We start from the raw sequence: 26206 nt of genomic DNA, 5'->3' as shown, positions 1-26206 counted from the left end.
TCCCCGGGCCGCCACGCTGTGCCGATGCGTGTCTTCCTGGAGACCGAGCGGCTCCTGCTGCGGCAGTTCACCGGCGCCGACGCCGACGACCTGTTCGCGCTCTACGACGACCCCGAAGTCATGCGGTACCTCAATGGGGGCAAACCCGCCGACCGGGCGGAGATCGAAAACCTCGACCTTCCCGCCTTTCTCGGTTACTACGAGCGTTTCCCCGGTTACGGGTTCTGGGCGGCGATCGAGAAATCCGGCGGGGCTTTCCTGGGATGGTTCCATTTCCGCCCGCTGCGCGGTCATCACACCGACGACCCCGAACTGGGTTACCGGCTGAACCGATCTTCCTGGGGCAAGGGATATGCGACCGAAGGTTCGCTCGCGCTCCTGGAGAAGGGCTTCACCGAATTCGGGGCGCGGCGGATCTGGGCGGCGACCATGGCGGTGAACCTGGGGTCCCGGCGGGTGATGGAGAAGATCGGGATGCGGCACGTCCGGACCTATCACGAGACCTTCGACGACCCGATCCCCGGCACCGAGGAGGGCGAGGTCGAGTACGCCATCACGCTGGAGGAGTGGCAGGCCAGGTCGCGTTTAGAGGACTAAACGCGGCCGGTGGGGAGCGCGGGCGGCGGCCTCGGCCTCCATGGCGTCCCGAAGGCCACCTTTGCGACGCTGAACGTCTCAAGGGTTCCCTTCAAGACCTCGCTCACGACAGCGACCGTCCACCCCGCGGGGCCCTTTCCCCTCATGCCGTGCGGCGAAGGACCCCTTTCCCTCATCTCACGCGGGCAAAGCCACCTTCCGCTCACGGCAACCCGCTCGTCCAGGTCGCGTTCAGAGGACTAAACGCGGCCGGTGGGGAGCCAGGTCTCTCCGGCGTCCTCGGTGAGGGCCTCACCACCGGTGAGGTCGGCGAGCCAGGCGCGGAAGGTGTCCCCCTCGTCCGGCGCGTGCCCGACGTCGAAGTGCGCGACGTCCTCGAACCGCGTCGCGTGCAGCAGGTACGGCGACGAGCGGATGTCGTTCTCCAGCCGTCCGGCCCGGTCGTAGTCGACGACGACCTCCACCAGCCGCAGCCGCCGGTACTCCTGCACACCGACGACGTCGACGGCCTCAGAGACGGCCTGCCCGTACGCGCGGATCAGGCCGCCGGCCCCGAGCAGCACCCCACCGAAGTAGCGGGTCACCACCGCGACGGTGTCGGTCAGCTCCCGGCGCCGGAGCACCTCCAGCATCGGGATGCCCGCCGTCCCCGCGGGCTCGCCGTCGTCACTCGAGCGCTCGATTCGAGGCACGCTTTCCCGCCGAGAATCCATCGAGCCGGCGCGGCCGTCGGCGCCCAGCACGAACGCGTGACAGTGGTGCCGGGCCGCCGGATCCGCCTTCTTCCTGGCCGCGATCACCGCGCGGGCCTCCTCTTCCGAGATGACCGGGGCGAGCGCGCAGAGGAAGCGTGAACGCCGGATTTCGATCTCGTGGACCCCGGTGCCCGCCACGGTGAGATAACGATCCGCCATCGGCCAAGCCTCTCAAACCGGGCGGGCCGCTCTGCCGTTCGGGCGATTCGACGGTCACCCCAGGTCACCGCGAGACCGGCGAAACTCACTCCAATGCGCGATCCAAGTCACACCATAGAGTGACGTGAGCGATCGTTTACGCAGGTCAGCGCACTGGTGCTCCACTCAGTGGACATGTCATTCCAGCCAGTGGGCAGATGATGTTTGAAGTCAACGCCAGCGTGGCATTTCCCACCCCGACCAAGCGACGTATGTCGATAACAGCGATTTCACACTATCGTCATAAGACCGGCGAACCCGGGAGTAACACGTGCGCCCCGCCTGCCATCCACCACAACGGTCTGGCGGCACCCGGCGCACGGCAGTACACAAGAGACACACAAGCGCATCGGCCGCCCAGTGCAGTGCGGCTCTACGAGGCCTGCCCCCGTTTCGCGGGCAGGATCGTTCCCTCTCGACTGACCATCGCGGTCCCGGACCACTTCGTTAACTGGTTCACCTGTGAACCACCCGAACGGAGTGCTGCCGGTCGCGCCGACGCCTTGGGAGGCGGCCAGCCGTGACCCACCATGCCAGCTACAAGGGCAGCAAGGCCCCCGAAGGCCTGTATGACCCGGAGTTCGAACACGACGCCTGCGGTGTCGCCTTCGTCGCAGACCTCTCCGGTAAACGCGATCACGGCATCGTCGCCAAAGCGCTGATCGCGCTGCGGAACCTCGAGCATCGAGGGGCCCGCGGCGCCGACCCGGAGACCGGTGACGGCGCCGGGATCCTGATCCAGGTCCCCGACGAGTTCTATCGCGCCGTCGTCGATTTCGAGCTGCCCGAGCCCGGCGCGTACGCCGTCGGAACGGCTTTCCTGCCCCAGGACGAAAAACCGCGTGGCCTGGCGATGACCACCATCGAGCGCGTCGCCGCCGAAGAAGGCTTGAGCGTGCTCGGCTGGCGGGACCTTCCCGTCCACACTGAACACGTCGGAACCGGCGCGGCCGAGACCATGCCGCATTTCAGCCAGCTGTTCCTGGCCGGACGGCAGGAGCCCCTGTCCGGACTGGCGCTGGAACGCGCCGCGTTCGTGGTGCGCAAGCGCGCCGAGCACGAGCTCGTCGAGGACGACGTCTACTTCCCGAGCCTGTCCTCGCGCACGATCGTCTACAAAGGAATGCTCACCGAGCCGCAGGTCGAGAAGTTCTTCGCCGACCTCACCGACGAGCGCGTCACCAGCGCCATCGGCCTGGTGCACTCCCGTTTCTCCACCAACACCTTCCCGTCGTGGCCGCTGGCGCACCCGTACCGGTACGTCGCCCACAACGGCGAGATCAACACGCTGCGCGGCAACCGGAACTGGATGGACGCGCGTGAGGCGCTGCTCGAATCCAAGCTGATCCCCGGCGACCTCAAGCGGATCCACCCCGTCATCACACGCGGCGCCAGCGACTCGGCGTCCTTCGACGAGGTGCTGGAGCTGCTCCACCTCGGCGGCCGGTCGCTGCCGCACGCGGTGCTGATGATGATCCCGGAGGCCTGGGAGAACCATCAGGAGATGGACCCCGCGCGCCGCGCGTTCTACGAGTTCCACTCGACGCTGATGGAGCCGTGGGACGGCCCCGCGCTGGTGTCCTTCACCGACGGCACCCAGATCGGCGCGGTCCTCGACCGCAACGGCCTGCGTCCCGCCCGGTACTGGGTCACCGAAGACGGTCTCGTCGTCCTCGCCAGCGAGGTCGGCGTGCTGGAGCTGGACCAGTCCACGATCGTCCGGAAAGGACGGTTGGAGCCGGGCCGCATGTTCCTCGTGGACACGGCCGCCGGCCGGATCGTCGAGGACGAGGAGATCAAGAACCAGCTCGCCACCGAGCACCCGTACGACGAATGGGTCGAGGACGGCCTGCTGCCGCTCGAAGGGCTTCCCGAGCGTGAGCGCGAGATCCCGCCGCACGGCGCGCTCGTGCGGCGTCAGCAGGCTTTCGGCTACACCGAGGAAGAGCTCGACGTCCTGCTCGAACCGATGGCCCGCACCGGCGCGGAACCGATCGGCTCGATGGGCAACGACTCCCCCATCGCGTCGCTGTCCAGCCGCCCGCGGCTGCTCTTCGACTACTTCATCCAGCTCTTCGCCCAGGTGACCAACCCGCCGCTGGACGCGATCCGCGAGGAACTGGTCACCTCGCTCGGCACCCAGCTGGGCGCGGAGCCGAACCTCCTGGAGGCCGACGCGTCGTCGTGCCGCCGGATCGTGCTGCCGTTCCCGGTGCTGGACAACGACGAGTTCGCGAAGCTGGTGCACGTCAACGACGACGGCGACCTGCCGGAATTCCAGTCGGTCACCGTGCAGGGCACTTACGACGTCAACGGCGGCGGCGAGGCGCTCGTGCGGCGCCTCGACGAGATCCGCGCCGAGGTGTCCGCGGCCATCGCCGAGGGCGCCCGGCTGATCGTGCTCTCCGACCGCGGGATCGACGAAGACCACGCGGGGATCCCGTCGCTGCTGCTCACCGGCGCGGTGCACCACCACCTGGTGCGCGAGAAGACCCGCACGCAGGTCGGCCTCATCGTCGAGGCCGGCGACGCGCGCGAGGTGCACCACATCGCGCTGCTGATCGGCTACGGCGTCGCCGCGGTGAACCCGTACCTGGCGATGGCGACCGTCGAGGAGATGGCCGACCAGGGCCTGATCGCCGGTGCCACCGCCAAGCAGGCCACCGCGAACCTGATCAAGGCGCTGGGCAAGGGCGTCCGCAAGACGATGTCCAAAATGGGAGTGTCCACAGTGGCCTCCTACACCGGCGCGCAGATCTTCGAGGCGGTCGGGCTCGGCGACGAGGTCGTCCAGAACTGCTTCACCGGCACCACTTCCCGGCTCGGCGGGGTCGGCTTCGATACGCTCGCGCTGGAGGTCGCCGAACGGCACCGTCGGGCGTTCCCGCGCGACGGGTTCCGCGCGAACCACCGCGAGCTGGAGACCGGCGCGGACTACCAGTGGCGCCGCGAGGGCGAGCCGCACCTGTTCAACCCGCAGACGGTGTTCAAGCTGCAGCACTCCACCCGCGCCGGGAAGTACGAGGTCTTCAAGGAGTACACGAAGTCCGTCGACGACCAGGCGCAGAAGCTGTACACGCTGCGCGGGCTGTTCGACTTCAAGATCGGCCAGCGGCCCGCGGTGCCGATCGAAGAGGTCGAACCGGTCTCCGAGATCGTCAAGCGGTTCGCCACCGGTGCGATCTCGTACGGGTCGATCTCCGCGGAGATGCACGAAACCCTGGCCATCGCGATGAACCGGCTCGGCGGCAAGTCGAACACCGGTGAGGGCGGCGAAGATCCGGACCGGCTCTACGACCCCGAGCGCCGCAGCGCGGTCAAGCAGGTCGCGAGCGGCCGGTTCGGCGTCACCAGCGAGTACCTGGTCAACGCCGACGACATCCAGATCAAGATGGCGCAGGGCGCGAAGCCCGGCGAGGGCGGCCAGCTGCCCGGCGCGAAGGTGTACCCGTGGATCGCGAAGACGCGGCACTCCACGCCCGGCGTCGGGCTGATCTCGCCGCCGCCGCACCACGACATCTACTCGATCGAGGATCTCGCCCAGCTGATCCACGACCTCAAGAACGCCAACCCGGCCGCGCGCATCCACGTGAAGCTCGTGTCCGAGGTCGGCGTCGGCACGGTCGCGGCCGGCGTGTCCAAGGCGCACGCCGACGTCGTGCTGATCTCCGGGCACGACGGCGGCACGGGCGCCTCCCCGCTGTCGTCCATCAAGCACGCGGGCGGACCGTGGGAACTCGGGCTCGCGGAGACCCAGCAGACGTTGCTGGTCAACCGGTTGCGCGACCGGATCGTGGTGCAGACCGACGGTCAGCTCAAGACCGGCCGCGACGTCGTCATCGCCGCGCTGCTCGGTGCCGAGGAGTTCGGTTTCGCGACCGCGCCGCTGGTGGTCTCGGGCTGCGTCATGATGCGCGTGTGCCACCTCGACACCTGCCCGGTCGGCGTCGCGACGCAGAACCCCAAGCTGCGTGAGAAGTTCAGCGGCAAGGCCGAGTACGTCGTGAACTTCTTCGAGTTCATCGCGCAGGAGGTCCGGGAGTACCTGGCGGAGCTGGGTTTCCGGTCCATCGCCGAGGCCGTCGGCCACGCCGAGATGCTCGACAAGCGCAAGGCGATCGACCACTGGAAGGCCGCCGGGCTGGACCTGACGCCGATCTTCCACGTGCCCGACATGGCTCCCGCCGGACGGCGGCACCAGCAGACGGTGCAGGACCACGGGCTGGAGAAGGCGCTCGACAACACGCTGATCCAGCTCGCCGAGGGCGCGCTGTCGTCCGGGGACAAGGTCCGGCTGGAACTGCCGGTCCGCAACGTGAACCGGACCGTCGGCACCATGCTCGGCCACGAGCTCACCAAGCGGTGGGGCGGCGAAGGCCTGCCGGACAACACGATCGACGTCACCTTCACCGGGACCGCGGGCCAGTCGTTCGGCGCCTTCGTGCCCAAGGGCATCACCCTGCGGCTCTACGGCGACGGCAACGACTACGTCGGCAAGGGCCTCTCCGGCGGACGGCTCATCGTGCGGCCGCCCGAGGTGGCGCGGTACGACGCCGAAGAGCACATCATCGCGGGCAACGTGATCGGCTACGGCGCGACCAGCGGCGAGATCTTCATCCGCGGCAAGGTCGGCGAGCGGTTCTGCGTGCGCAACTCGGGCGCGCTGGCCGTCGTCGAAGGCGTCGGCGACCACGGTTGCGAGTACATGACCGGTGGCAAGGTGGTCGTGCTCGGCGGGGTGGGCCGCAACTTCGCGGCCGGGATGTCGGGCGGCATCGCCTACGTGCTCGACCTGCCGGCGCACCGGACGAACCCGGAGATGGTCGACATCGACCCGCTGGATTCGTCCGATGTGGACTTCCTGCGCGAGGCACTCGAAAAGCACTACAACGAAACGGAGTCCGCGGTCGCGCGTGCGCTGCTCGCCGACTGGGACGCCGCCGTCGACCGGTTCGGCAAGGTCATGCCGAAGGACTACAAGCGGGTGCTCGCGGCGCAGGCGAAGGCCGAGCGCGATGGGCGCGACGTGAACGAGGCGATCATGGAGGCCGCACATGGCTGACCCCAAGGGCTTTCTGACCACCACTCGCGAGACGCCGAAGAGCCGTCCCGTCGACCTGCGCCTGATGGACTGGCGCGAGGTGTACGAGGACTTCGCGACGACGAAACTGCAGAAGCAGGCCGGACGCTGCATGGACTGCGGCATCCCGTTCTGTCATCAGGGCTGCCCGCTCGGGAACCTCATCCCCGAGTGGAACACCCTGACCTGGCGCGACGACTGGCGCGAGGCGGCCGAGCGGCTGCACGCGACCAACAACTTCCCGGAGTTCACCGGGACCCTCTGCCCGGCGCCGTGCGAGACGGCGTGTGTGCTCGGGATCAACGACGATCCCGTCACCATCAAGCGGGTCGAGATCTCGATCATCGACCGGGCCTTCGAGGAAGGCTGGGTCACGCCGCAGGAGCCGGTGGCACGCACCGGCAAGAAGGTGGCCGTGGTCGGGTCCGGCCCGTCGGGACTCGCCGCGGCGCAGCAGCTCACGCGCGCGGGCCACAGTGTCGTGGTCTTCGAGCGGGCCGACAAGATCGGCGGGCTGCTGCGCTACGGCATCCCCGAATTCAAGATGGAGAAGCACCGGCTCGACCGCCGCCTCGACCAGATGCGGGCCGAAGGCACGGAGTTCCGGACCTCGGTGAACGTCGGCGTCGATCTCACCGTCGAGGAGCTGAAGTCGTCGTACGACGCCGTGGTCCTCGCCGGTGGCGCGACGGCGTGGCGGGACCTGCCGATCGAGGGCCGCGAGCATCAGGGCATCCACCAGGCGATGGAGTTCCTGCCGCACGCCAACCGCGTCGCGGCGGGCGAGCTGGACGTCTCGCCGATCAGCGCCGAGGGCCTCGACGTCGTCGTCATCGGCGGCGGCGACACCGGCGCGGACTGCGTCGGGACCTCGCACCGCCAGGGCGCGAAGTCGGTGACGCAGCTGGAGATCATGCCGAAGCCGCCGCTTTCGCGCGCCGACGCGCACCCGTGGCCGACGTACCCGATGATCTACCGCGTCTCGTCCGCGCACGAAGAGGGTGGCGAGCGGCTGTACTCGGTCAACACCCAGGAGTTCGCCGCCGACGCCGACGGCCGGGTGCGCGCGCTGAAGCTGGTCGAGGTGCGCAACGAGGGCGGCAAGTTCGTCCCGGTCGAGGGCACCGAGAAGGAACTGCCCGCGCAGCTGGTGCTGCTCGCGATGGGCTTCGTCGGCCCGGAGAAGGAAGGTCTGCTGGAGGCGCTCGACGTCGAGCTGGACCAGCGCGGCAACGTCGCCCGTGACAAGGCGTTCAAGACCAGTGTCGACAACGTGTTCGTGGCGGGCGACATGGGCCGCGGCCAGTCGCTCATCGTGTGGGCGATCGCCGAAGGCCGCTCCGCCGCGGCCGGGGTCGACGCGTTCCTCACCGGACGGGACGTCCTGCCCGCCCCGATCGCCCCGACCGACCGGCCCCTCACCTGACGCACCGCCCCGCATTCAGTCCTCTCGATGCGGTGGTTGCGCGTGCAACTATCGCAAGTAGAGGACTAAATGCGGGGCGTAGTCGTGCCGTTGGTTCTTTCGGGTGATAAAACCGCCGAAAGAGGGTACTTGCGGGTGATGACGGCGCGATTTCGGTATCGGTTATATCAAGGGTAAGAACCGTACGGCGGTGGGGACCGGCAAGACCTGCCGGGGCCGCCGGACGGGTTTCCCGACGAGGGGATTCCTTGATATGACGATCGACTTGAGCACGCCTTTGGAATGGAAGACCGCGACCGGCGAAGCCGCGAAGATGCTCGACCAGCTCCAGCCGAACATCCTGAAAGCACACGCCCGCGATCACTTTTCCGCCCTTTTCCTGCGTTTTTCGGAGTCCGCGAGCGCCAAGAAGTTCCTCGCGGCACTCGTCCCGCTGATGAAGTCCGCGAAAACCCATCTGACCGAGGTCGAGCGCTTCAAGGCCGAGGGCGCGAAGGGGTCGCCCTACGTCGGCGCCGGGCTGACCGCGGCGGGCTACCGGTTCCTGAAAATCGATGTGCCCCAAGATGATTCCTTCCGCCTCGGCATGCGCTCGCAGGACACGCGCGAGAGGCTGAACGACCCGCCTCGCTCCACCTTCGACAGCGGATACCACGAGGAGATCCACGCTGTCGTCATCATCGCCGATGCCGCCGACGCGCCGATGACCCTGCGCCGGAACGAGGTTCTCGCGCTGATTCCGTCGGCCATTTCCGTCGTCGCCGAGGAAATCGGACTCGGCAGGGTGAATGCCCACGGCGAGGGGATCGAACATTTCGGGTACGTCGACGGCCGGAGCCAGCCGCTTTTCCTGGTCGAAGACATTCGCGCGGAGAAATCCGGAACGGATGGCATCACCACTTGGGATCCGTCGGCGCCCTTGGACCGGGTACTCGTCCCGGACCACGCCGCTCCCGATCCCACCGTGCATTTCGGCAGCTACCTCGTTTTCCGTAAACTGGAACAGAACGTGCGGAGATTCAAGCAGGCCGAGGAGGCCCTGGCGGATCAATTGGGGCTCATCGGCGAAGATCGGGAGCGCGCGGGCGCGATGGTCGTCGGCCGGTTCGAGGACGGCACGCCGCTGACCGCGCAACGGGAAGACGGCGTCGAAAGCCCGGTACCGAACAACTTCGACTACGAGAGTGACGCCGCGGGCGCGAAATGCCCCTTCCAGGCGCACATCCGGAAGACGAATCCGCGGGGCAGCGGCGGCGCGGAGCCACCCCCTCGGGAGCGACGGCATCTGATGGTGCGGCGGGGTGTGCCCTACGGCGAACGAGCCGACGACCCGAACGCCGACCTGCCGCCGTCGGCCCGGCCGAGCGGCGGGGTCGGACTGTTGTTCATGGCGTTCAACGCGGAACTGCGCGACCAGTTCGAGTTCACCCAAGCGATCTGGGCGAACAACCCGGGGTTCCCGGTGCCGCCCGACGGGGTCAAGCCGCCCGGCCTCGATCCGGTCATCGGCCAGGGCCCGCGCCCGGAATCCGCCTACACCCAGGAATGGGCGGGTACGCGGACGGTGACCGCGGATCCGTTCCCGCAAGCGGTCACGCTGAAGGGTGGCGACTACTTCTTCATGCCGTCGCTCGCATTCCTGCGGGGACTGGGCGGGAAGGGCTGATTTTCTCACGCACCGTGGCCGGTTCCGGTGATCGAGTGGCGAATTATCCGGTAAACGTCACCGGAATGGACGCAAACCGGATATCAGTCCGGAGTCGGCGGCGATAGCGTTCAAGGCGGGCCGGTCCTGGGCGTACCGGCCATCGGACGGGCGCCGGTCACACTGGGGGTGGCCGGCGCCCGCTCTTACCGTTTCTCCCTGCTTCCCAAACCTGCCGCTTCTCTCCGCACGTATCGCGACGCGTAGTACTTTGTCCGGTGCGGTAAGCGATGTCGCGCTTCGGGGAGGGAGCTCGGATGAATCGGCATGAACGGCTGACGGCTTTATTGGACATGGTCGGTGAGCGGGAGAAAGTCGACGTCGAAGTCTCGGCGGGCGAACTCGGGGTCTCCCCCGCGACGATCCGACGGGACCTCGATCATCTGGCGGGCCGCAACCTCGTGGTCCGCACCCGCGGTGGCGCCGTCGCGAGCAACGTCGCCTACGACCTTCCGTTACGGCACAAGGCGGCGCGCAACGCCCCGGAACAGCAACGGATTTCCGCGGCCGCGGCGAAAATGGTCGACCCGGGCATGGTGGTCGGCCTCAACGGCGGCACGACGAGCACCGAGGTGGGCCGCGCGCTCGCCACCCGGCCGGACATGGGCGAGCCGAGCGGCGGCCCCCTGCTCACCGTGGTGACGAACGCGCTCAACATCGCCCACGAACTCGCCGTGCGGCCCAATATCAAGATCGTGGTGACCGGCGGGGTCGCCCGTCAGCAGTCGTTCGACCTGTCCGGACCGCTGTCGCACCTGTTCCTCGACCAGATCTCGCTGGATCTGGTGTTCCTCGGGGTGGACGCGTTCGACCCGGTGCACGGCGCGCAGGCGCACCACGAAGGCGACGCGAGCACGAACCGGCTGATGGCGGCCCGCGCCCGGCTGGTCGTCGTGCTCGCCGACAGCGGGAAACTCGGTGGTCACGCCTTCGCGAAGATCTGCGCGACCACCGACGTCGACGTGCTCGTCACCGACGGCCGCGCGGATCCCGAGCGAGTGCACGCCTTCGAGGAGGAAGGCGTGCGGGTGGTCAAGGCTTGAGCCGGTCCAGCGCGAGCAGGGCCGCGCCGAGCCTGCCCGCCTCGTCGCCGAGCTGCGCGATCCGCAGTTCGGGCATCCGCTGGAACTGCAGGTTCGCCGCCAGCCAGGCCCGCACCGGTTCGAGGACGTAGTCGCCCGCGGTGAACAGGCCGCCGCCGAGGACCACGACTTCGGGCGCCAGCAAGGTGACCAGGGTCTTGATGCCGTGGCCGAGCCCCTCGAGCGCGTCGTTGACCACGGAGATCGCGGCCTCGTCGCCGTGCCGGGCGGCGTCGACCACCTGCTCGGCACCTTCGGCGGGACGCCCGGTGTGCTCGCTGTAGCGGCGGGCGATGGCCGACGCGGAGGAGATCGCCTCGAGGCACCCTGTCGCGCCGCAGCCGCACGGCAGCCGGTGACCGACGTCGATGTGGCCGATTTCGCCACCTTGGCCACCCGCGGCGTACAGCTTCCCGTCGAGCTGGAGCGCGGCCGCGATCCCGGTGCCGACCGGGATGAAGGCGGCGTCGGTGCAGCCCTTGCCCGCGCCGACGCGGAACTCCGCCAGCCCGCCCGCGCGGACGTCGTGCCCGAACGCGAACGGCAGCCCCAGCCTGCTGTCGAGCATCTCGCCGAACGGGACGTTCCGGAAGTCCAGGTTGGCCGAGAACCTGGCCACGCGCTCGACGTCGTCGACGATGCCCGGGATGACCACGCCGACGGCGTCCGGCGTACCGGTGCCCGCCTTCTCGCCCAGCGTCTCCACGATCCGCGCGACCTGGTCCGCGAGCGCCTCTCCGTCCGCTCCGCGCGCCGTCGGCTCGCGCAAGCTGGCCAGGTCTTTCAGCTCGGCGTCGTACAAGGCCGCCTTGATGGACGTTCCGCCGACATCGAGTGCCGCCACCGCAGGTGTCATGGCTGGATTTTGGCATGCCCCCCGCCGCGGGCGGCAGGGATTCCGGCCGCGACGGGTCGCCGTAACAAGCCTGCGCCGATTGGGTTCGGTCACATTGACCGGACGCTTCACGGCGACCTACTCTCGACCGGCCAGACGACGGCACCCGGAACGCGGTGAAATTCCGCGCGGTCGCGCCACTGTGACCTCGAACCAGCCGGTTCGGGGAAGCCAGACCCGGAGCCGTCGTGTCACCCCTGAAGAGGCCGCGCTAGCCCGAGGAGGTCCCACCGCCATGTCCCAAGCGGTAGCCGCAGTACCCGTCCCGATCCGGATCCCCGTCCGCGAGATCCTGCCCTGGGCGGTGCTCGTCATCCTCCTTTCGCTGATCACGCTGTACTTCATCAGCGCCGAGCAGGGTGCGGTGTCGGTGTTCGCGAATTCGTACGTCCACGAGTTCGTCCACGACGGCCGGCACCTGCTGGCCTTCCCCTGCCACTAAGCGGCACGCGCCCCATGATGAGGTCCTTGCTGGTCCGCGGCATGCTCGCGGGCCTGGTCGCTGGTGTCCTGGCGACCCTTTTCGCGTACTTCTTCGGTGAGCCCTCGGTCGAGACCGCCATCGGTCTCGAAGGCACCGCGGCTCACTCCCATCACGACGCCGGCGCTCAGGATCCGGCCGCCCATGACCCGGCCGCCCACGAGCCCGCTCCGGCCGAGGGCGAAGAGGAAGAGCTCGTCACACGTGGTGTGCAAAGCACCGTCGGTCTGCTGACCGGCGTCGGCCTGTACGGCGTCGCCGTCGGCGGGCTGTTCTCTCTCGCGTTCGCCTTCGTCTACGGACGGCTCGGCACCCTGCGGCCGCGGGTGACCGCCGCCCTGCTCGCCGGCGGCGCGTTCGTGGTCGTGTTCCTGGTGCCGTTCCTGAAGTATCCGGCGAATCCCCCCGCGGTCGGGCAGGCGGGCACGATCGGGAGCCGGACGTCCCTGTACTTCGGTTTCGTCGCGCTTTCGCTGCTGATCGGCATTCTCGCGGCGGCGTTCGGCCGGAAGCTGGCCGACAAGCTCGGCGCCTGGCGTGGCGGTCTGATCGCCGCTGGTGGGTACGTCGTGCTGATCGCGGTGGCGGCGGCGCTGCTGCCGTCGATCGACGAGGTCCCCGCCGAGTTCCCCGGTTCCACCCTGTGGACCTTCCGGCTGGCCTCGGTCGGCACTCAGGTGGTGCTGTGGACGGTGCTCGGCCTGGCCTTCGGCGCCCTGTCGGAAAAAGCATTGACCGAGAAATCGTTGGTTCGCAAGGACGCCTAGCCCGCAGCCCGGCTGACCGGCTCCCACGAGCGCCATTCCGCGACGCGGTCCCGGTGCAGGTCCACGATGACGTCGAAGTCCCCGTCGCCGAGCAGCAGGCGGCGGGGCGGCGCGTCACTGGCCACCAGTTCGAGGACGGCCTCGGCGACCTTCACCGGGTCTCCGGGGACGCCGTCGGCGTACTTCGCCATCAGCGCCGCGCGCACCGGATCGTAGGCCGGGCGCATCGGCGACATCTTGAGACTGGCGCCCATGAAGTCGGTGGCATAGATCCGCGGCTCGACCAGGGTCACGTGGATGCCGAAGCCTTCGACCTCCTGCGCGAGCGCGTCGCTGAGACCTTCGAGGGCGAACTTGCTCGCGTTGTAGAGCCCCATGGTCGGCACGGCCATCAGCCCGCTCACGCTCGACATCTGCAGGATCCGACCCTCCCCCTGTTTCCGCAGCACGGGGAGCACGGCCTGGCTGACCCACAGCGCGCCGAAGAAGTTCGTCTCCATGATCGCCCGCGCGTCGTCCTCGCCGACCTCTTCGACGGCGCCCATCAGGCCGAAGCCCGCGTTGTTCACGACGACATCGATCCGCCCGAACGCTTCGGCCGCCTTCTCGACCGTCTCGAAGACGGCGGCTCTGTCCGTGACGTCGAGAGGCAGGATCACCAGCCTGCCTTCGCTCGCGGCCACCAGCTCGTCCAGCTCTTCGGGCCGGCGGGCCGTGCCGACGACGTTGTCCCCCGCCTTCACCGCGTGCTCGGCGATGAGACGACCGAACCCGCGGCTGACACCGGTGATGAACCAAGTACGCATTTCCGACTCCTTCGATTTTGCGAGACGGACCGTCTCGTCTCGTTGTGTTACAGTACCGGCATGGCTGGAAACGTCAAGTCCCCGGATCCGACTCGGCGCAGCGAACGTTCGAGGCAGGCGATCCTGACGGCGACCACCGAACTGCTCGGCGAAGTCGGCTACCCGAAGCTGGCGGTGGAGGCGATCGCGTCGAGGGCGGGAGTGGGAAAACAGACGATCTACCGGTGGTGGCCGGACAAGGGCGCGCTGGTGCTGGACGCGTACCTGACCTTGGTCCAGGGAGCGGGCGAGCTGAGCTTCCCGGACACCGGTGATCTCGGAGCGGATCTGCGCACGGTGCTCCGGTCCACTGTGGACCCGTTGGCGGACACGGGTTACGAGGCGTTCTACCGCGCGCTGCTGACCGCGATCCAGGGTGACGTGAAACTGTCGGCGGAACTCGACGAACGGCTGATGAAGCCGTGGCTGGAGGCAACGAGGGCACGATTCCGGACCGGTGCCGAGGCCGGGCAGATCGACGGCGCCGACATCGACGCCGCGGTCGACCTGTACTACGGAGCGGTCTACTACCGGTGGCTGTTGCGGACCGGGCCGCTCACCGAGGAGTTCGGCGAGTCGGTGGTCCGGCTGGTGCTGCGCGCGCTGACGCCGGGCTCAGGCTCCAGGCGGCACGAAGGGCAGGTCGACGTGGCAGCCGGTTTCGATCAGACGCTGGAGTCCCACGGTGTCGACGTGGTCCTCGACGGCGTCGGCGAGTCTGTCGAGCATGCTCTCCCGCAGCGCGCCGAAACCCTGCGCCCCGGCGGCCGGTGACCAGTCCGCCACCTCGCCCAGCCAGGCGCGGCGGAAGCCGTCGTTCTCGAAGGCACCGTGCCACATGGTGCCCCACACCGCCCCCTGCCGGTATCCGTCCAAAAAGGACTCGGCGGGACCGGTGGCGGTCACGGCGCCGTGGTGGATTTCGTACGCCTCCACGGGCTGGCCGCGCCAGGCACCCGTCGGGCGTGCCAGCACCTTGTCGGCGCTGAACGAGACACGCGTCGGCAGCAGGCCGAGGCCGGGGACGAGTCCGGCGCCGGACTCGACGTCGTCCTCGATCTCGGCGGCCAGCATTTGATAGCCGCCGCAGATGCCCAGCACTGGGCGGCCCGCTTCGGCCCGCGCCAGTACGGCGGCCGCCAAACCACGGGAACGCAGCCACGCCAGGTCGTCCACGGTCGCGCGGGAACCCGGCAGGATCACCACGTCGGCGGAAAGGACGGTATCCGGATCGGCCGTCAGCGCGACGGAGACACCGGGCTCGGCGGCGAGCGCGTCGACGTCGGTCGCGTTGGAGGCGCGGGGAAAGCGTACGACCGCGACCCGCAGCGAGCCGCCGGTCGCGCCCCAGCCCGCGGCGGCCAGCGCGTCCTCGGAGTCGATCCACACCTGGTCGAGCCAGGGCAGGACGCCGAAGACCTCGCGGCCGGTGAGCTTCTCCAGCGTCTCCAGACCGGGCCGCAGCAGGCCCACGTCACCACGGAATTTGTTGACCAGCCATCCCGAAACCAGCGCCTGGTCTTCGGCCGACAAGAGAGCGAGGGTGCCGAACATCGCGGCCATGACGCCGCCGCGGTCGATGTCGCCGACGACGACCACGGGCAGCCCGAAGCGCCGCGCCAGCCCCATGTTGACGTAGTCGCCCGCGCGCAGGTTGATCTCGGCCGGGCTGCCCGCGCCTTCGCACAGCACGACGTCGAAGCGGCGTCGCAACGAAGAGAACGTGTCGAAGGCGATCTCGGCGAGCCCGGCCCGGCCGGTCGCGTACTCCCCCGCCTCCAGCGTGCCGAACGGTTTCCCGAGCGCGACGACATGGCTGCGGCGGTCGCTCCCGGGTTTCAGCAGGACCGGGTTCATCGCGGCCTCGGGTTCGACGCGGGCCGCCCGCGCCTGCAGCCATTGCGCGCGGCCGATCTCGGCGCCGTCCGCGCACACCATCGAGTTGTTCGACATGTTCTGGGACTTGAACGGCGCGACCCGCACGCCCTGGCGCGCGAGCCAGCGGCACAACGCGGCGGTGACCAGGCTCTTGCCCGCGTCCGACGTCGTCCCCGCGACGAGCAGGCCGCTCATCGCGTGACCGCCACCGCGACGGCCAGCGCTGCGAGGCCGACGGCTCGCGAGAGCCGGACCGCGCGACGCACGTCCACCGGTTCCGGCTCGCGCCCGTCGCCGAGGACGCCGCGGCGTTCGGCGCGGCCGCCGTAGCTGTTCGTTCCGCCGAGCCGGATGCCGAGCGCGCCGGCGAAAGCGGATTCGACCTGGCCCGCGTTGGGGCTCGGGTGGTGCTTCCCGTCGCGGCGCCAGATCCGGAACGCGGGTTTGGCGAAGCCGCCCGCCAGCGGTGCCGAGGCCACGGTCAGCGCCGCGCCGACACGGGAGGGCACCAGATTGGCCAGATCGTCCGCCCTGGCCGAGGCCCACCCGAAGTTGGCGTATTTCGGCGACCGGTAGCCGACCATCGCGTCCAGGGTATTGAGCGCGCGATACCCCAGGAGGCCGGGAATTCCGGCGACCGCGCCCCACAGCAGCGGCGCGACGACGGCGTCCGAGGTGTTCTCGGCGATGGACTCGGTGGTCGCGCGCGCGAGTTGTCCTGCGTCGAGGCCGGTGGCGTCGCGGGCGCACAGGTGCGAGAGCCGCCGCCGTGCGCCGGGCAGGTCGCCCTCGTCGAGCAGGCCGGCCATCCGCGTGCCTTCGGCGGCGAGCCCCCGTCCGCCGAGAACCACCCAAGTGGACGCCGCCGTGAGGACGAACCGGGTGAAAGGGCGCTTCCGGGTCAAGATCTGGGCGGCGACCCCCAATCCGGTGACGGTCCCCGCGCACGCGGCGGTGTACGCCACGCCCCGGACCTTCGAATCGGCCCAAAACCGCTGTTCAAGGGCTTGCGCGGCCTGGCCGAAGCCGGCGACCGGATGCCCGCGCCGTGGATCTCCGAACACGGCGTCGGCGACGTAACCGGTAACGAGTCCGGCTGCGGTGGCGGCTTGTCGGAGTGGCACGTGGCGAACGGTAGCGCGTGCACGAGAATGCGGGGTATGACCAAGCTGACGCATCGCCTCGCGAGGGTTCTGGAGACTCTCGCGCGGGCACTTCGCCGCTACTCGCGCGACGACGGCAAGGTGCTGATCCTGGGCGGCGTCCGCTCTGGGAAGTCACACCACGCCGAGCGGCTCGCGTCCCGTCACCCGCACCTGACCTATCTCGCGCCCGGGCTGCCCCCGAGCGCCGACGATCCCGAATGGGCCGCTCGCGTGGCCGCGCACCGCGCGCGGCGGCCGAGCACCTGGAAGACCGTCGAGACCACCGACCTGGCCACGGTGCTGCGCACGGCGACGCATCCGCTGCTCATCGACTGCCTCGGCACCTGGATCGCCCGCGTGCTCGACGAGGTCGGCGCCTGGGAACAGCGCAAGGGCTGGGAACGGCGGCTCGACGACCGGCTGGAGGACTTCCTGGCCGCGTGGGCGCAGGCCGACGTGCCGGTGATCGCGGTCAGCAACGAGGTCGGCAGCGGTGTGGTGCCCGCGACGGTGTCCGGGCGCGTGTTCCGTGATGTGCTGGGCGCGTTGAACAACCGGGTGTCCGCCGTCTCCGACCGGACCGTGCTGGTCGTCGCCGGACGGATGCTGGACCTGCCTTAGGGAGCAACCATGCGTATCCCCACTCCGGACGCCGCCGCCGAAGCCGCCGCGCGCGTGAGACTGGACGGCCTGGTCAAGCCGCTGGGTTCGCTCGGACGGCTCGAAGACCTGGCCGCCTGGCTCTGCGCCGCGCACGGCACCGTGCCGCCACGGCCGCTCGACGACGTCCGAGTGGTCGTGTTCGCCGGGGACCACGGGGTTTCCGGGATGTCGGCGTATCCGCGCGAGGTCACCGCGGCGATGGTCCGGGTGTTCCTCGCCGGGAAGAGCGGCGTCAGTGTGCTTGCCGGACTCGCCGGGGCGAAGGTGCGCGTGCTGGACATCGCCGTGGACTGGGACGGCGCGGACGTTCCCGCCGAGGTCACCGCGCACAAGGTGCGGCGGGGTTCCGGCTCGATCGACGTCGAGGACGCGCTCGCCGCGGGGGAAGCGCGGACGGCGTTCGAGCACGGGCTGGCGATCGCGGACGAGGAGATCGACGGCGGCGCGGATCTGCTCATCCCGGGAGACATGGGGATCGGCAACACGACGATCTGCGCGGCCGTCGTCGCCTCGGTGCTCGGCCTTTTCCCGGAAGACGTCGTCGGTACGGGCACCGGGATCGACGAGGACGGGCGCGCGCGGAAGCTCGCGGTCGTCGAGGCCGCTTTGATCAGGGCCGATGCGGTGAAAGACCCCTTCGCGCTGCTGACCGTGCTCGGCAGCGCTTGTCTCGCCGCGACGGCGGGCTTTCTCGTGCAGGCGGCGGTTCGCGGGGTGCCGGTGCTGCTCGACGGCGTGTTCTCCGGGGCCGCGGCGCTCGTCGCCCGCGAGATCGCGCCGGGCGCCGAGCAGTGGTGGCAGGCCGGGCACCGGTCGACCGAGCCGTCGCAGGCCTACGCGCTGAAAGCGCTCGGACTGGAGCCGATCCTCGATCTCGGGCTGCGGCTCGGCGAGGGCAGCGGCGCCGTGCAGGCGGTACCGACGTTGAGGGCGGCGCGGGCGATCATCGCGGACATGGGCCTGCTGGCGGATCTCGCTTGATCGCGGACGCGCTGAAGATGGCCGTCGGCACCCTGACCACGGTCCGGGTGCCCGCCCCTGGAGTGATCGACCGACGGGTGGCGGGCGGCGCGATGGTGCTCGCCCCGCTGGCCGTCGTCCCGCTCGCGGCCGTCGCTTCGGCGATCGTCTTCGTGGGTGAACTGGTCGGACTGCCCGCTTTCGCGTCGGCCGCGCTGGCGCTGGGCGCGGTGGCGATGGGCAGTCGCGGGCTCCATTTGGACGGGCTCGCCGACACGGCCGACGGGCTCGGTGCCTCCTACGACCGCGCGCGGGCGCTGGAAGTGATGCGGCGCGGGGATTCCGGGCCGACCGGGATCGCGACCTTGGTGCTGGTCCTGCTCGTCCAGACGGGCGCGCTGGCCGGGGCGATCTCCGCCGGACACGGGATCGCGGCGGCCGCGATCGCGGTTATCGCCGGACGCGGGGTGCTTTCGCTGTGCTGCGCGCGTGGCGTCCCCTCGGCGCGGCCCGAGGGGCTGGGTGCGACCGTCGCCGGTTCGGTGCCGATGTGGGCGGCCGCGGTGGTGTTCGCCGTGCTCGCCGGTTCGGCGGCGCTCGTGCTGCCTTGGTGGCAAGGCCTGATCGCGGTGGCGCTCGGCTATCTGGCCGCGTCGGCGCTGCTGGCGCGGTGCGTCCAACGGCTGGGCGGAGTCACCGGAGACGTGCTCGGCGGCTGTGTCGAAGTCGCCGTCGCGGGGGTTCTGCTGGCTTTGTCGTTCTGAGGCGACCGAGTCAAGCGGCCTTGTCCGTCGCCAGTTTCTCGTCGATTTCCGGGAGCCAGAAGCACAGTTCGAGGGTCTTCATCCCCGCCCAGAGCCCGAGTTTGCGGCCCTGCGAAACCAGCGTGAGCGACGCGAGCAGAAGCAGCACCGCGAGACCGGCGGCGATGAACGGGTGCTTGCCCGCGAAGATCTCGACGATCGCCGCGATCGCTCCGAACAGCAACGGCGGCGCGCAGTTGCGCACCATGAGACCGGACGCGCGCAGCCGCGTGACGTCGCTCGCGACCTCCTTGTCGTGCAGTTGCAGCGCGCACAGCAGGAGATGCGTGTTCTCCTTGAGGAACGGCCGGTCCTCGGCCGCCGGCATCCGGCGGACGAACTCCTCGGCGGCGTTCCGCTCCCGCCTGCGCGGCACGATCCGTTCCAGCGCGTCGCCGAGCGGATAGGCCAGATAGCCCAGCAGGAAGCTCAGCACCACGATCACCACCACCGCCACCAAGGTGGGCACCCCGCCGATGGACGCCGCCGTCAGGAGGTGGAGTTTCACCCCGAGGTAGCCGAAGAACGCGACGTAGAGCGCGCCGGGGATGGTGTAGGCGAAGAGATCGAAGACGCCGATCACGAAGTTCACCGGCTCATCCAACCACCTGCCCTGGGGAAGACCAAAGATCGCGCACGGGCCTCACACCGCTAGCCCGCGGCCTGCCGTGCCAAGGCCACGGCGACCTCGTCGGCGTGCGGGACCGTCGCGGCGATGATGCCGTCCAGCACCTCCCGCGTCGCGGTCATCTCGTCGATCGCCGTGCTGATCCGCTCCCGCTCCCGGTACAACTCGGGCAACAGGTCGGCACAAGCGGGCGCGAGGCCGTTCCCCAGATCGACCATGCACGGCAGCACCCCGGCGATGGTGGCGGTGCCCAGCCCCGCGGACAGCAGCGTCCGGATGTTGCGCACCCGCCCGACGTCCTGTTCGGAGTACTCGCGGTACCCGCTCGGCCTTCGCACCGGATGCAGGAGACCTTGTTCCTCGTAGTAGCGGAGCAGGCGCTCCCGCACGCCCGTCCGCCGCACCAGCTCACCGATCCGCATGGAACAACCTTTACACGATCGGGAGTTGACTCTCACACCGATGAGAGACTTTAGCCTTTCTCCATGACCGAAAAGAAAACCTCCGTCACCGTCGCCGGGCTCGGCCCGATGGGCGCGGCGCTCGCGGCGGCACTACTCGACCACGGCCACGAGGTGACCGTGTGGAACCGTTCCCCCGGCAAGGCCGCGCCCTTGGTGGCCCAAGGCGCGCGAGAGGCGGACGGCATCGCGGACGCGGTGTCCGCGAGCGAGGTGACCGTGGTCTGCCTCGCCGACTACGACGCCCTGTACTCCGCGCTGGCACCGGCCGAAGAAGCGCTGCGTGGCCGGGTGGTGGTGAATCTCAATTCCGGCACGCCGAAGGAAGCGCACGAAACCGTGCGCTGGGCCGGAGATCGCGGGATCGGCTACCTCGACGGGGCCATCATGGTCCCGCCGGCACTGGTCGGCCAGCCGGGTTCGGTGTTCCTCTACAGCGGCTCGGCCGAGGTCTTCGACGCGCACAGGGGGACGCTGGCCGCGTTGGGCGACGCGACCTACCTGGGAACGGACCCGGGCCTCGCGGTGCTGTACAACACCGCTCTGCTGAGCCTGATGTACTCGTCGATGAACGGTTTCCTGCACGCCGCCGCCCTGGTCGGCAGCGCGGGGGTCCCGGCGACCGAGTTCACGAAACTCGCCGTGGACTGGTTCCTGTCCTCGGTGGTCGACGGGATCTTGAAGGCCGAGGCACCCGCCATCGACAAGGGCGAGTATCCCGGCGATTTCGGTTCTCTGGAAATGAATCTCACGGCGCTCAGGCATATCGTCGACACCAGCGAGGAGCAGGGCGTGGACGCCGAGATCCCGCTCAGGAACAAGGAACTGACCGAGAAGGCCATCGCCGCCGGGTTCGGCCAGAGCAGCTACTCGTCGGTGATCGAACTCCTCAAGAAGGGAGCCGCCTGACCTCGGCGAGTGCCGTCAGGAACCCGTCCACCGTGTCCCGGTCCCGGACGGCGATCCGGAGGTACCGCGAGTCCAGCCCCGGGAAGGTGTCCCCACGCCGGACGGCGAAACCGTGCTCTCGCAACCGTTCCCGGACTTGGTCGGCGCCGGGAAGCCGGATGAGCACGAACGGCCCTCGCGGCTCCCCCAGCACGTCGACGCCCAGGTCGGTCAGGCCGGAAACCAGGTACTCCCGGTCCGATTCCGCCGCCACCGCCAGCTTTTCGGCCTCCTCCAGCGCCGCCGGGCGGCAGCACGCCACCACGGCGACGGCGGCGAGCGACGACACCGACCACGGAGGCTGCACCGCGCGCAGACTGTCCACAACGGACTCCTCCGCCAGTACGTAGCCGGCGCGCAACCCGGCGATCCCCCAGGTCTTCGTCAGGCTGCGGAGGACGACGAAACCCGGTTGTCCCGCAACGGTTTCGGTCTCGCCGGGGACGGCGTCGAGGAAGGCTTCGTCGACGACGACCAGGCGGCCCGGGCGGCCGAGGGCGAGCAGGTCCGCGGCCGGGTGCAGCACCGAGGTCGGATTCGTGGGGTTGCCGACGAAGACCAGATCCGCGTCGTCCGGGACCGGGTGAAGCCGGAAACCGTCGTCGGGCGACAACAGGACGCGGTGCACCGGATGACCTGCCGCGCGCAGAGCGGCTTCGGGTTCGGTGAACTGCGGATGCACGACCACCGCCCGCGACGGCCGCAAAGCCGTGGCCAGCAAGGTGAAAGCCTCGGCCGCACCCGACGTCACCAGCACCTGGGACTCAGGCAACCCGTGTCGCCTAGCCACGGACGTCACCGCGGCGGTGACGTCCGGATACGCGGCCAGGTCGTCCAGGGCGGCCGCCAGTTCGGCGCGCAACCAGGCGGGCGGGGCCGGGAGCCGGACATTGACCGCGAGGTCGACGAGCCCTTCGCCGACCTCGCGGTCGCCGTGGTGCCAGAGGTCGTAGTCAGCCATGGGCGTGTACCGCGGCTGCGAAGCGCTCGGCGAGTTCGGGGTAGCCCGCCCAGTGGACGTGCAGGTAGGACGCGTGCAGCGTCGCCGACGCGAAGCCGTCGGGCGTGCGATCCCAGCCCCAGGCGGGCGTCGGACCGCTGCCGGGTTCGACGATCGTGCGGTGGAATTCGTGGCCGGTGACGCGCTGGCCCGCGACGGCCAGCAGGGTGTCCGCGGGCGAGAAAGCCTTGCGGTAGCCGAGTTTCCCGCGTTTGGTCATGGTCGCCGAGGCGTCGAGGACGCCGGTCATCGGCAACCCGTCGATGTCCTGGCACAGGTACAGCAGTCCGGCGCATTCGGCCACGACGGGCATACCGTCGCCGACGGCCCGCGCCACCGCCGTCCGCAGCGGGACGTTCGCCGACAGCTCTTCGGCGTGCACCTCGGGAAAGCCGCCACCGAAGTACAGTCCGGCGCAGCCCTCGGGAAGTTCCTTGTCCTGCAACGGATCCACCTCGACGACGTCGACACCGGCGGCGGCGAGCAGTTCGACGGCCTCGGTGTAGCGGAAGGTGAACGCCGGACCGGCGGCGGCCGCGACGACCGTGCGCGGGCCGTCATGCGAAAGCGGAGGCCGCCAGGGTTCACCCGAGAGGCGGGAGGCGGAGCGAGCGACCTGGACGACGGCGCCGAGGTCGACACCTTCGCTGATCCATCCGGCCAGTTGCGGCAGCAGCCGTTCCGACTCGCTCGCGCGCTCGGCCGCCGGGACCAGGCCGAGGTGACGGCTGGGCGCGTGGATCTCTTCGTTGCGGTACAACGTTCCCAGCAGCGGGACACCGGTCGCTTCCAGCGCGGTGACGATCTCGTCCGCGTGCCGCTGCGAGCCCAGCTTGTTGAGGATGACGCCCGCGAGCCGGACGCGCGTGTCGTACTGCGCGAATCCGAGCACGGTCGCCGCGACACTGCGTGAAGCGGCCGAGGCGTCCACGACGAGCACCACCGGAGCGTCCAGCAGCCGCGCGACGTGCGCCGTCGAGGCGTAGCCCTCGGTGCCGAGCGCGCCGTCGAACAGGCCCATCACGCCTTCGATGATCGCGATGTCGGCCCCGGCGGAACCGTGCAGCAGCAACGGGATCAGCTGCTCCTCGCCCTGCAGGAACGGGTCGAGGTTGCGTGGCGGCCGCCCGGTCGCGAGGGCGTGATAGCTCGGGTCGATGAAGTCGGGGCCGACCTTGTGCCCGGACACCTCCAGACCTCGCGCCCGCAACGCCGCCATCAGGCCCGCGGCGATCGTGGTCTTGCCGTGCCCGGAGCCGGGTGCGGCGATGACCACGCGACTCACCATTCGATGCCTCGCTGGCCCTTTTGCCCGGCGTCCATCGGATGCTTCACCTTGGTCATCTCGGTGACCAGGTCCGCGGCCTCGATCAGCTCCGGCGGCGCGTACCGGCCGGTGATCACCACATGCTGGTGACCGGGGCGCGAGGTCAGCGTCGAGACGACGTCGTCCACCTCGAGCCAGCCCCATTTGAGCAGGTAGCTGAACTCGTCGAGGACGTAGAAGTCGTGGGATTCCGCGGCGAGACGGCGTTTGATCTCGGCCCAGCCCTCGCGGGCGTTGACGGCGTGATCCTCCTCGGTGCCGGACTTGCGAGCCCAGCTCCAGCCCTCGCCCATCTTGTGCCATTCGACCGGGCCGCCCTGGCCGGTGTCTTCGTGCAGCTTGCCGAGCGCGCGGAACGCGGCTTCCTCGCCGACGCGCCATTTCGCCGACTTGACGAACTGGAACACCCCGATCGACCAGCCCTGGTTCCAGGCGCGCAACGCCATCCCGAACGCGGCCGTGGACTTCCCCTTCATCTCACCCGTGTGCACGGCGAGCAGGGGACGGTTGCGGCGCTGGCGGGTGGTGAGCCCGTCTGCGGGCACGGTTTCCGGTTTGCCCTGGGGCATTACGCGGCCCTTCCGGAGATCCGGGTGCGGACGGCGCCCGCCAGGGCGTCGGCGGCGACTTCGGCGACCGGGACGTGTTCCGCGCCCAGGTGTTCCGCCAGTTCCGCGGCGAGCCCGAGGCGCATCTTGCCGCTCTCGCAGTCCATCACAATCGAAGTCACGTTCCCGGCCAGCAGCCCGGCCGCCTGCTGTGCCCGTTTGACGGCGTCGGCACCGCTGGTGGCGCGGCCGTCGGTGACGACGACGAGCAGCGGGCGCCGCAGCGGATCGCGGACCGCTTCGATCCGCAGCACCCTCGCCGCCTCAAGGAGTCCCTCGGCCAGCGGCGTCCGGCCGCCGGTCGCGAGACCGTCCAAACGGGACGCCGCGGCGTCGACACTGATCGTCGGCGGAAGCGAGAGTTCGGCGCCGGAGGCGCGGAAGGTCACCAGGCCCACCTTGTCGCGGCGCTGGTAGGCGTCGAGCAGCAGCGACAGCACGGCGGTCTTGACCTCGCGCATCCGCTGGCGAGCGCCCATCGAGCCGGACGCGTCGACGCAGAACAGCACCAGGTTGCCCTCGCGCCCTTCCCGCCGCGCGAACCGGAGGTCCTGTGGCCGCACCACGAGCCCGGCGCCGCTGCGTCCGCGGGAACGCTGGTGCGGCGCGGCCGCGCGCACGGTCGCGAGCAGATGCGGATGACCGTCCTTGCTCCCGGCGGGCTGGACGCCGATGGTCCGGCCGTTGTCGGTGATCGCGCGAGACCGCCGCCCGGCCGCGCCCTCTCCGGTGCCCTTCACCTCGAAACGCCGGGCACGAAAGGCTTCCCCGGCTCCGACCGGCTTCTGGTCACCGCCGCTCTTGCCGCCGCCCGAAGGTTCCTGGCCGCCCTCCGACGGGGGCGGACCCGAGGTCTCGCCGCCCTCCGGCGGGGTTCCAGAGCCGGGCCCGTCGTCTTCCGGGCCGGGATCCTCCGGCTGGGCGTCCTGCAGTGCTTGTTCCAGCTGTTCCTCGGAGATTCCGGGCGCGTCGAAGGGATTCCGGCGACGGCGGTGCGGCAGCGCGAGCCGGGCCGCGACCCGGACGTCCTCGGTGGTCACCTCGGTCCGCCCGGCCCAGGCGGCGTGCGCGACGGCGGTCCGCGCGGTCACGATGTCCGCGCGCATCCCGTCGACCTCGAAGGACGCGCAGACCTCGGCGATCTGCCGCAGCGCGTCGTCCGGAAGCTTCACCGACGGCAGAAGTCGTTGCGCCGCCTCGATGTCGGCCGCCAGTCCGGCGTCGGCCGCCGCGTACTGCCCGGCGAAACCGTCAGGATCCGCCTCGTAGGCGAGCCGCCGCCGGACGACCTCGACGCGCAGTTCGGGATCCCGGCTGGACGCGACCTCGACGGTGAGCCCGAACCGGTCGAGCAACTGCGGCCGCAGCTCGCCTTCCTCGGGGTTCATCGTGCCGATCAGGACGAACCGGGCGGCGTGCGACACCGAGACACCTTCGCGCTCGACGGTCGCGCGCCCCATGGCGGCGGCGTCGAGCAGCGTGTCGACCAGGTGATCGTGCAGGAGGTTGACCTCGTCGACGTACAGCAGGCCACGATGCGCCGACGCGAGCAGGCCGGGCTGGAAGTCGGTCACGCCGTCGGCGAGCGCGCGTTCCAGGTTCAGCGAGCCGATCACGCGGTCTTCGGCCGCGCCGACCGGCAGTTCCACCAGCCGCGCGGGACGGCGGTGCGCGGGCGAGCCCTCGGCGTGCGGGCCGTCCGGGCAGGCCGGGTCGGGTTCGACGGGATCGCACGAGAACCGGCACGCGTCCACGACGTCGACGCCGGGCAGCAGACCGGCCAGCGCGCGCACCATGGTCGACTTCGCCGTGCCCTTCTCCCCGCGCACCAGCACCCCGCCGACGGCGGGTGAGATGGAGGAAAGCACCAGCGCCAGGCGCAGATCCGGCATCCCCACAACGGCGGTGAACGGGTACGGCTTCACAGCTCTCCTGTCGTCGACGACGTCCGGCC

Annotated in this window: 22 protein-coding genes and 1 pseudogene; 12 read left to right on the top strand and 11 right to left on the bottom strand. The window is 69.9% G+C overall.

Annotated elements, in window-relative coordinates:
- Positions 1 to 24 precede the first annotated feature (24 nt).
- On the top strand, positions 25 to 597 hold the full coding sequence (locus ACLJPX_RS30565; protein ID WP_410603959.1) for a GNAT family N-acetyltransferase: 573 nt from the start codon (positions 25 to 27) through the stop codon (positions 595 to 597).
- A 239-nt stretch (positions 598 to 836) separates the two neighbouring features.
- On the opposite strand, the gene ACLJPX_RS30560 is transcribed toward ACLJPX_RS30565, so the two are convergent.
- On the bottom strand, positions 837 to 1511 hold the full coding sequence (locus ACLJPX_RS30560) for a YigZ family protein (protein WP_410603958.1): 675 nt from the start codon (positions 1509 to 1511) through the stop codon (positions 837 to 839).
- A 559-nt stretch (positions 1512 to 2070) separates the two neighbouring features.
- Between ACLJPX_RS30560 and gltB the strand changes: the two genes are divergently transcribed.
- The 4 genes from gltB (at position 2071) to ACLJPX_RS30540 (ending at position 10804) form a co-directional block, all read left to right on the top strand.
- Positions 2071 to 6612 (top strand): glutamate synthase large subunit, encoded by a 4542-nt coding sequence (gltB, locus tag ACLJPX_RS30555; RefSeq protein ID WP_410603957.1) that lies wholly within the window; start codon positions 2071 to 2073, stop codon positions 6610 to 6612.
- Entirely contained in the window at positions 6605 to 8056 is a 1452-nt protein-coding gene (locus ACLJPX_RS30550) for a glutamate synthase subunit beta (RefSeq protein WP_410603956.1), read from the top strand. The genes gltB and ACLJPX_RS30550 overlap by 8 nt, the downstream gene beginning before the upstream one ends.
- Before the next feature lie 253 nt (positions 8057 to 8309).
- Complete coding sequence (locus ACLJPX_RS30545) at positions 8310 to 9722, top strand: Dyp-type peroxidase (RefSeq protein WP_410603955.1); 1413 nt, start codon at positions 8310 to 8312, stop codon at positions 9720 to 9722.
- A gap of 296 nt (positions 9723 to 10018) precedes the next feature.
- Positions 10019 to 10804: a DeoR/GlpR family DNA-binding transcription regulator gene (locus ACLJPX_RS30540; protein ID WP_410603954.1), complete on the top strand. Its 786-nt coding sequence runs from the start codon at positions 10019 to 10021 to the stop codon at positions 10802 to 10804.
- On the opposite strand, the gene ACLJPX_RS30535 is transcribed toward ACLJPX_RS30540, so the two are convergent.
- Positions 10794 to 11687: an ROK family protein gene (locus ACLJPX_RS30535; protein WP_101605753.1), complete on the bottom strand. Its 894-nt coding sequence runs from the start codon at positions 11685 to 11687 to the stop codon at positions 10794 to 10796. The two genes, ACLJPX_RS30540 and ACLJPX_RS30535, sit on opposite strands and share 11 nt — an antisense overlap.
- Positions 11688 to 11973: 286 nt before the next feature.
- On the opposite strand from ACLJPX_RS30535, the gene ACLJPX_RS30530 reads away from it, so the two are divergent.
- Positions 11974 to 12180, top strand: a complete 207-nt coding sequence (locus ACLJPX_RS30530) for a CbtB domain-containing protein (protein WP_101605752.1) — start codon at positions 11974 to 11976, stop codon at positions 12178 to 12180.
- Between the two features lie 14 nt (positions 12181 to 12194).
- Complete coding sequence (locus ACLJPX_RS30525; protein WP_410603953.1) at positions 12195 to 12986, top strand: CbtA family protein; 792 nt, start codon at positions 12195 to 12197, stop codon at positions 12984 to 12986.
- Here the strand turns inward: ACLJPX_RS30525 and ACLJPX_RS30520 are convergent.
- Positions 12983 to 13792, bottom strand: coding sequence for an SDR family NAD(P)-dependent oxidoreductase (locus ACLJPX_RS30520; protein WP_410603952.1), 810 nt, complete (start codon positions 13790 to 13792; stop codon positions 12983 to 12985). The genes ACLJPX_RS30525 and ACLJPX_RS30520 overlap by 4 nt on opposite strands.
- Before the next feature lie 60 nt (positions 13793 to 13852).
- Here ACLJPX_RS30520 and ACLJPX_RS30515 point away from each other — a divergent pair.
- Positions 13853 to 14413, top strand: a pseudogene (locus ACLJPX_RS30515) (TetR/AcrR family transcriptional regulator); the annotation flags it as partial.
- 33 nt (positions 14414 to 14446) lie between these two features.
- Here the strand turns inward: ACLJPX_RS30515 and ACLJPX_RS30510 are convergent.
- The gene (locus tag ACLJPX_RS30510; protein ID WP_410603951.1) at positions 14447 to 15904 is read right to left on the bottom strand and encodes a cobyric acid synthase; all 1458 of its coding nucleotides are present in this window, start codon (positions 15902 to 15904) and stop codon (positions 14447 to 14449) included.
- Entirely contained in the window at positions 15901 to 16833 is a 933-nt protein-coding gene (locus tag ACLJPX_RS30505) for a cobalamin biosynthesis protein (protein WP_410603950.1), read from the bottom strand. The genes ACLJPX_RS30510 and ACLJPX_RS30505 overlap by 4 nt, the downstream gene beginning before the upstream one ends.
- Before the next feature lie 36 nt (positions 16834 to 16869).
- Here ACLJPX_RS30505 and ACLJPX_RS30500 point away from each other — a divergent pair, with 36 nt between their 5' ends.
- Genes ACLJPX_RS30500 through ACLJPX_RS30490 form a run of 3 tightly spaced genes read left to right on the top strand, consistent with a single transcriptional unit; the run spans position 16870 to position 19241 of the window.
- Positions 16870 to 17475 carry a bifunctional adenosylcobinamide kinase/adenosylcobinamide-phosphate guanylyltransferase gene (locus ACLJPX_RS30500; RefSeq protein ID WP_410603949.1) on the top strand — a complete coding sequence of 202 codons (606 nt, stop codon included), beginning with the start codon at positions 16870 to 16872 and terminating at the stop codon, positions 17473 to 17475.
- A 9-nt stretch (positions 17476 to 17484) separates the two neighbouring features.
- Positions 17485 to 18498, top strand: a complete 1014-nt coding sequence (cobT, locus tag ACLJPX_RS30495; protein ID WP_410603948.1) for a nicotinate-nucleotide--dimethylbenzimidazole phosphoribosyltransferase — start codon at positions 17485 to 17487, stop codon at positions 18496 to 18498.
- The gene (locus tag ACLJPX_RS30490) at positions 18495 to 19241 is read left to right on the top strand and encodes an adenosylcobinamide-GDP ribazoletransferase (protein WP_410603946.1); all 747 of its coding nucleotides are present in this window, start codon (positions 18495 to 18497) and stop codon (positions 19239 to 19241) included. Before cobT ends, ACLJPX_RS30490 begins: the two co-directional genes overlap by 4 nt.
- 10 nt (positions 19242 to 19251) lie before the next feature.
- Here the strand turns inward: ACLJPX_RS30490 and ACLJPX_RS30485 are convergent, their stop codons facing one another.
- Both ACLJPX_RS30485 and ACLJPX_RS30480 read right to left on the bottom strand, forming a co-directional pair.
- Complete coding sequence (locus ACLJPX_RS30485) at positions 19252 to 19872, bottom strand: hypothetical protein (RefSeq protein WP_410603944.1); 621 nt, start codon at positions 19870 to 19872, stop codon at positions 19252 to 19254.
- Positions 19873 to 19931: 59 nt separating this feature from the next.
- Entirely contained in the window at positions 19932 to 20330 is a 399-nt protein-coding gene (locus tag ACLJPX_RS30480; RefSeq protein WP_101605743.1) for a MerR family transcriptional regulator, read from the bottom strand.
- Positions 20331 to 20393: 63 nt separating this feature from the next.
- Here ACLJPX_RS30480 and ACLJPX_RS30475 point away from each other — a divergent pair, with 63 nt between their 5' ends.
- Entirely contained in the window at positions 20394 to 21278 is an 885-nt protein-coding gene (locus ACLJPX_RS30475) for an NAD(P)-dependent oxidoreductase (RefSeq protein ID WP_410603942.1), read from the top strand.
- Here the strand turns inward: ACLJPX_RS30475 and cobC are convergent.
- From cobC to ACLJPX_RS30455, 4 genes are read right to left on the bottom strand one after another with little or no spacing between them, the layout of a single operon-like run.
- Complete coding sequence (cobC, locus tag ACLJPX_RS30470) at positions 21259 to 22278, bottom strand: Rv2231c family pyridoxal phosphate-dependent protein CobC (protein ID WP_410603940.1); 1020 nt, start codon at positions 22276 to 22278, stop codon at positions 21259 to 21261. The two genes, ACLJPX_RS30475 and cobC, sit on opposite strands and share 20 nt — an antisense overlap.
- Positions 22271 to 23605: a cobyrinate a,c-diamide synthase gene (locus tag ACLJPX_RS30465; protein WP_410603938.1), complete on the bottom strand. Its 1335-nt coding sequence runs from the start codon at positions 23603 to 23605 to the stop codon at positions 22271 to 22273. The genes cobC and ACLJPX_RS30465 overlap by 8 nt, the downstream gene beginning before the upstream one ends.
- A complete protein-coding gene (gene cobO / locus ACLJPX_RS30460; RefSeq protein WP_101605739.1) occupies positions 23599 to 24213 on the bottom strand; it encodes a cob(I)yrinic acid a,c-diamide adenosyltransferase in 615 nt (204 codons plus the stop codon). Before cobO ends, ACLJPX_RS30465 begins: the two co-directional genes overlap by 7 nt.
- Positions 24213 to 26177, bottom strand: a complete 1965-nt coding sequence (locus tag ACLJPX_RS30455; RefSeq protein WP_410603936.1) for a putative cobaltochelatase — start codon at positions 26175 to 26177, stop codon at positions 24213 to 24215. Before ACLJPX_RS30455 ends, cobO begins: the two co-directional genes overlap by 1 nt.
- Positions 26178 to 26206: the final 29 nt, after the last annotated feature.

It is taken from the genome of Amycolatopsis sp. lyj-90, assembly GCF_046549035.1.
Taxonomy (GTDB): domain Bacteria; phylum Actinomycetota; class Actinomycetes; order Mycobacteriales; family Pseudonocardiaceae; genus Amycolatopsis.
Note: the sequence above shows the minus strand (reverse complement) of the source record. Positions and strands in the feature narration are given on the sequence as shown.

Excerpts from the sequence above, each read along its gene's own strand:
- ACLJPX_RS30565 (WP_410603959.1), top strand. The coding sequence starts at position 25 with ATGCGTGTCTTCCTGGAGACCGAGCGGCTCCTGCTGCGGCAGTTCACC.
- ACLJPX_RS30560 (WP_410603958.1), bottom strand. The coding sequence starts at position 1,511 with ATGGCGGATCGTTATCTCACCGTGGCGGGCACCGGGGTCCACGAGATC.
- ACLJPX_RS30550 (WP_410603956.1), top strand. The coding sequence starts at position 6,605 with ATGGCTGACCCCAAGGGCTTTCTGACCACCACTCGCGAGACGCCGAAG.
- ACLJPX_RS30545 (WP_410603955.1), top strand. The coding sequence starts at position 8,310 with ATGACGATCGACTTGAGCACGCCTTTGGAATGGAAGACCGCGACCGGC.
- ACLJPX_RS30540 (WP_410603954.1), top strand. The coding sequence starts at position 10,019 with ATGAATCGGCATGAACGGCTGACGGCTTTATTGGACATGGTCGGTGAG.
- ACLJPX_RS30530 (WP_101605752.1), top strand. The coding sequence starts at position 11,974 with ATGTCCCAAGCGGTAGCCGCAGTACCCGTCCCGATCCGGATCCCCGTC.
- ACLJPX_RS30525 (WP_410603953.1), top strand. The coding sequence starts at position 12,195 with ATGATGAGGTCCTTGCTGGTCCGCGGCATGCTCGCGGGCCTGGTCGCT.
- ACLJPX_RS30520 (WP_410603952.1), bottom strand. The coding sequence starts at position 13,792 with ATGCGTACTTGGTTCATCACCGGTGTCAGCCGCGGGTTCGGTCGTCTC.
- ACLJPX_RS30510 (WP_410603951.1), bottom strand. The coding sequence starts at position 15,904 with ATGAGCGGCCTGCTCGTCGCGGGGACGACGTCGGACGCGGGCAAGAGC.
- ACLJPX_RS30500 (WP_410603949.1), top strand. The coding sequence starts at position 16,870 with ATGACCAAGCTGACGCATCGCCTCGCGAGGGTTCTGGAGACTCTCGCG.
- cobT (WP_410603948.1), top strand. The coding sequence starts at position 17,485 with ATGCGTATCCCCACTCCGGACGCCGCCGCCGAAGCCGCCGCGCGCGTG.
- ACLJPX_RS30480 (WP_101605743.1), bottom strand. The coding sequence starts at position 20,330 with ATGCGGATCGGTGAGCTGGTGCGGCGGACGGGCGTGCGGGAGCGCCTG.
- ACLJPX_RS30475 (WP_410603942.1), top strand. The coding sequence starts at position 20,394 with ATGACCGAAAAGAAAACCTCCGTCACCGTCGCCGGGCTCGGCCCGATG.
- cobC (WP_410603940.1), bottom strand. The coding sequence starts at position 22,278 with ATGGCTGACTACGACCTCTGGCACCACGGCGACCGCGAGGTCGGCGAA.
- ACLJPX_RS30465 (WP_410603938.1), bottom strand. The coding sequence starts at position 23,605 with ATGGTGAGTCGCGTGGTCATCGCCGCACCCGGCTCCGGGCACGGCAAG.
- cobO (WP_101605739.1), bottom strand. The coding sequence starts at position 24,213 with ATGCCCCAGGGCAAACCGGAAACCGTGCCCGCAGACGGGCTCACCACC.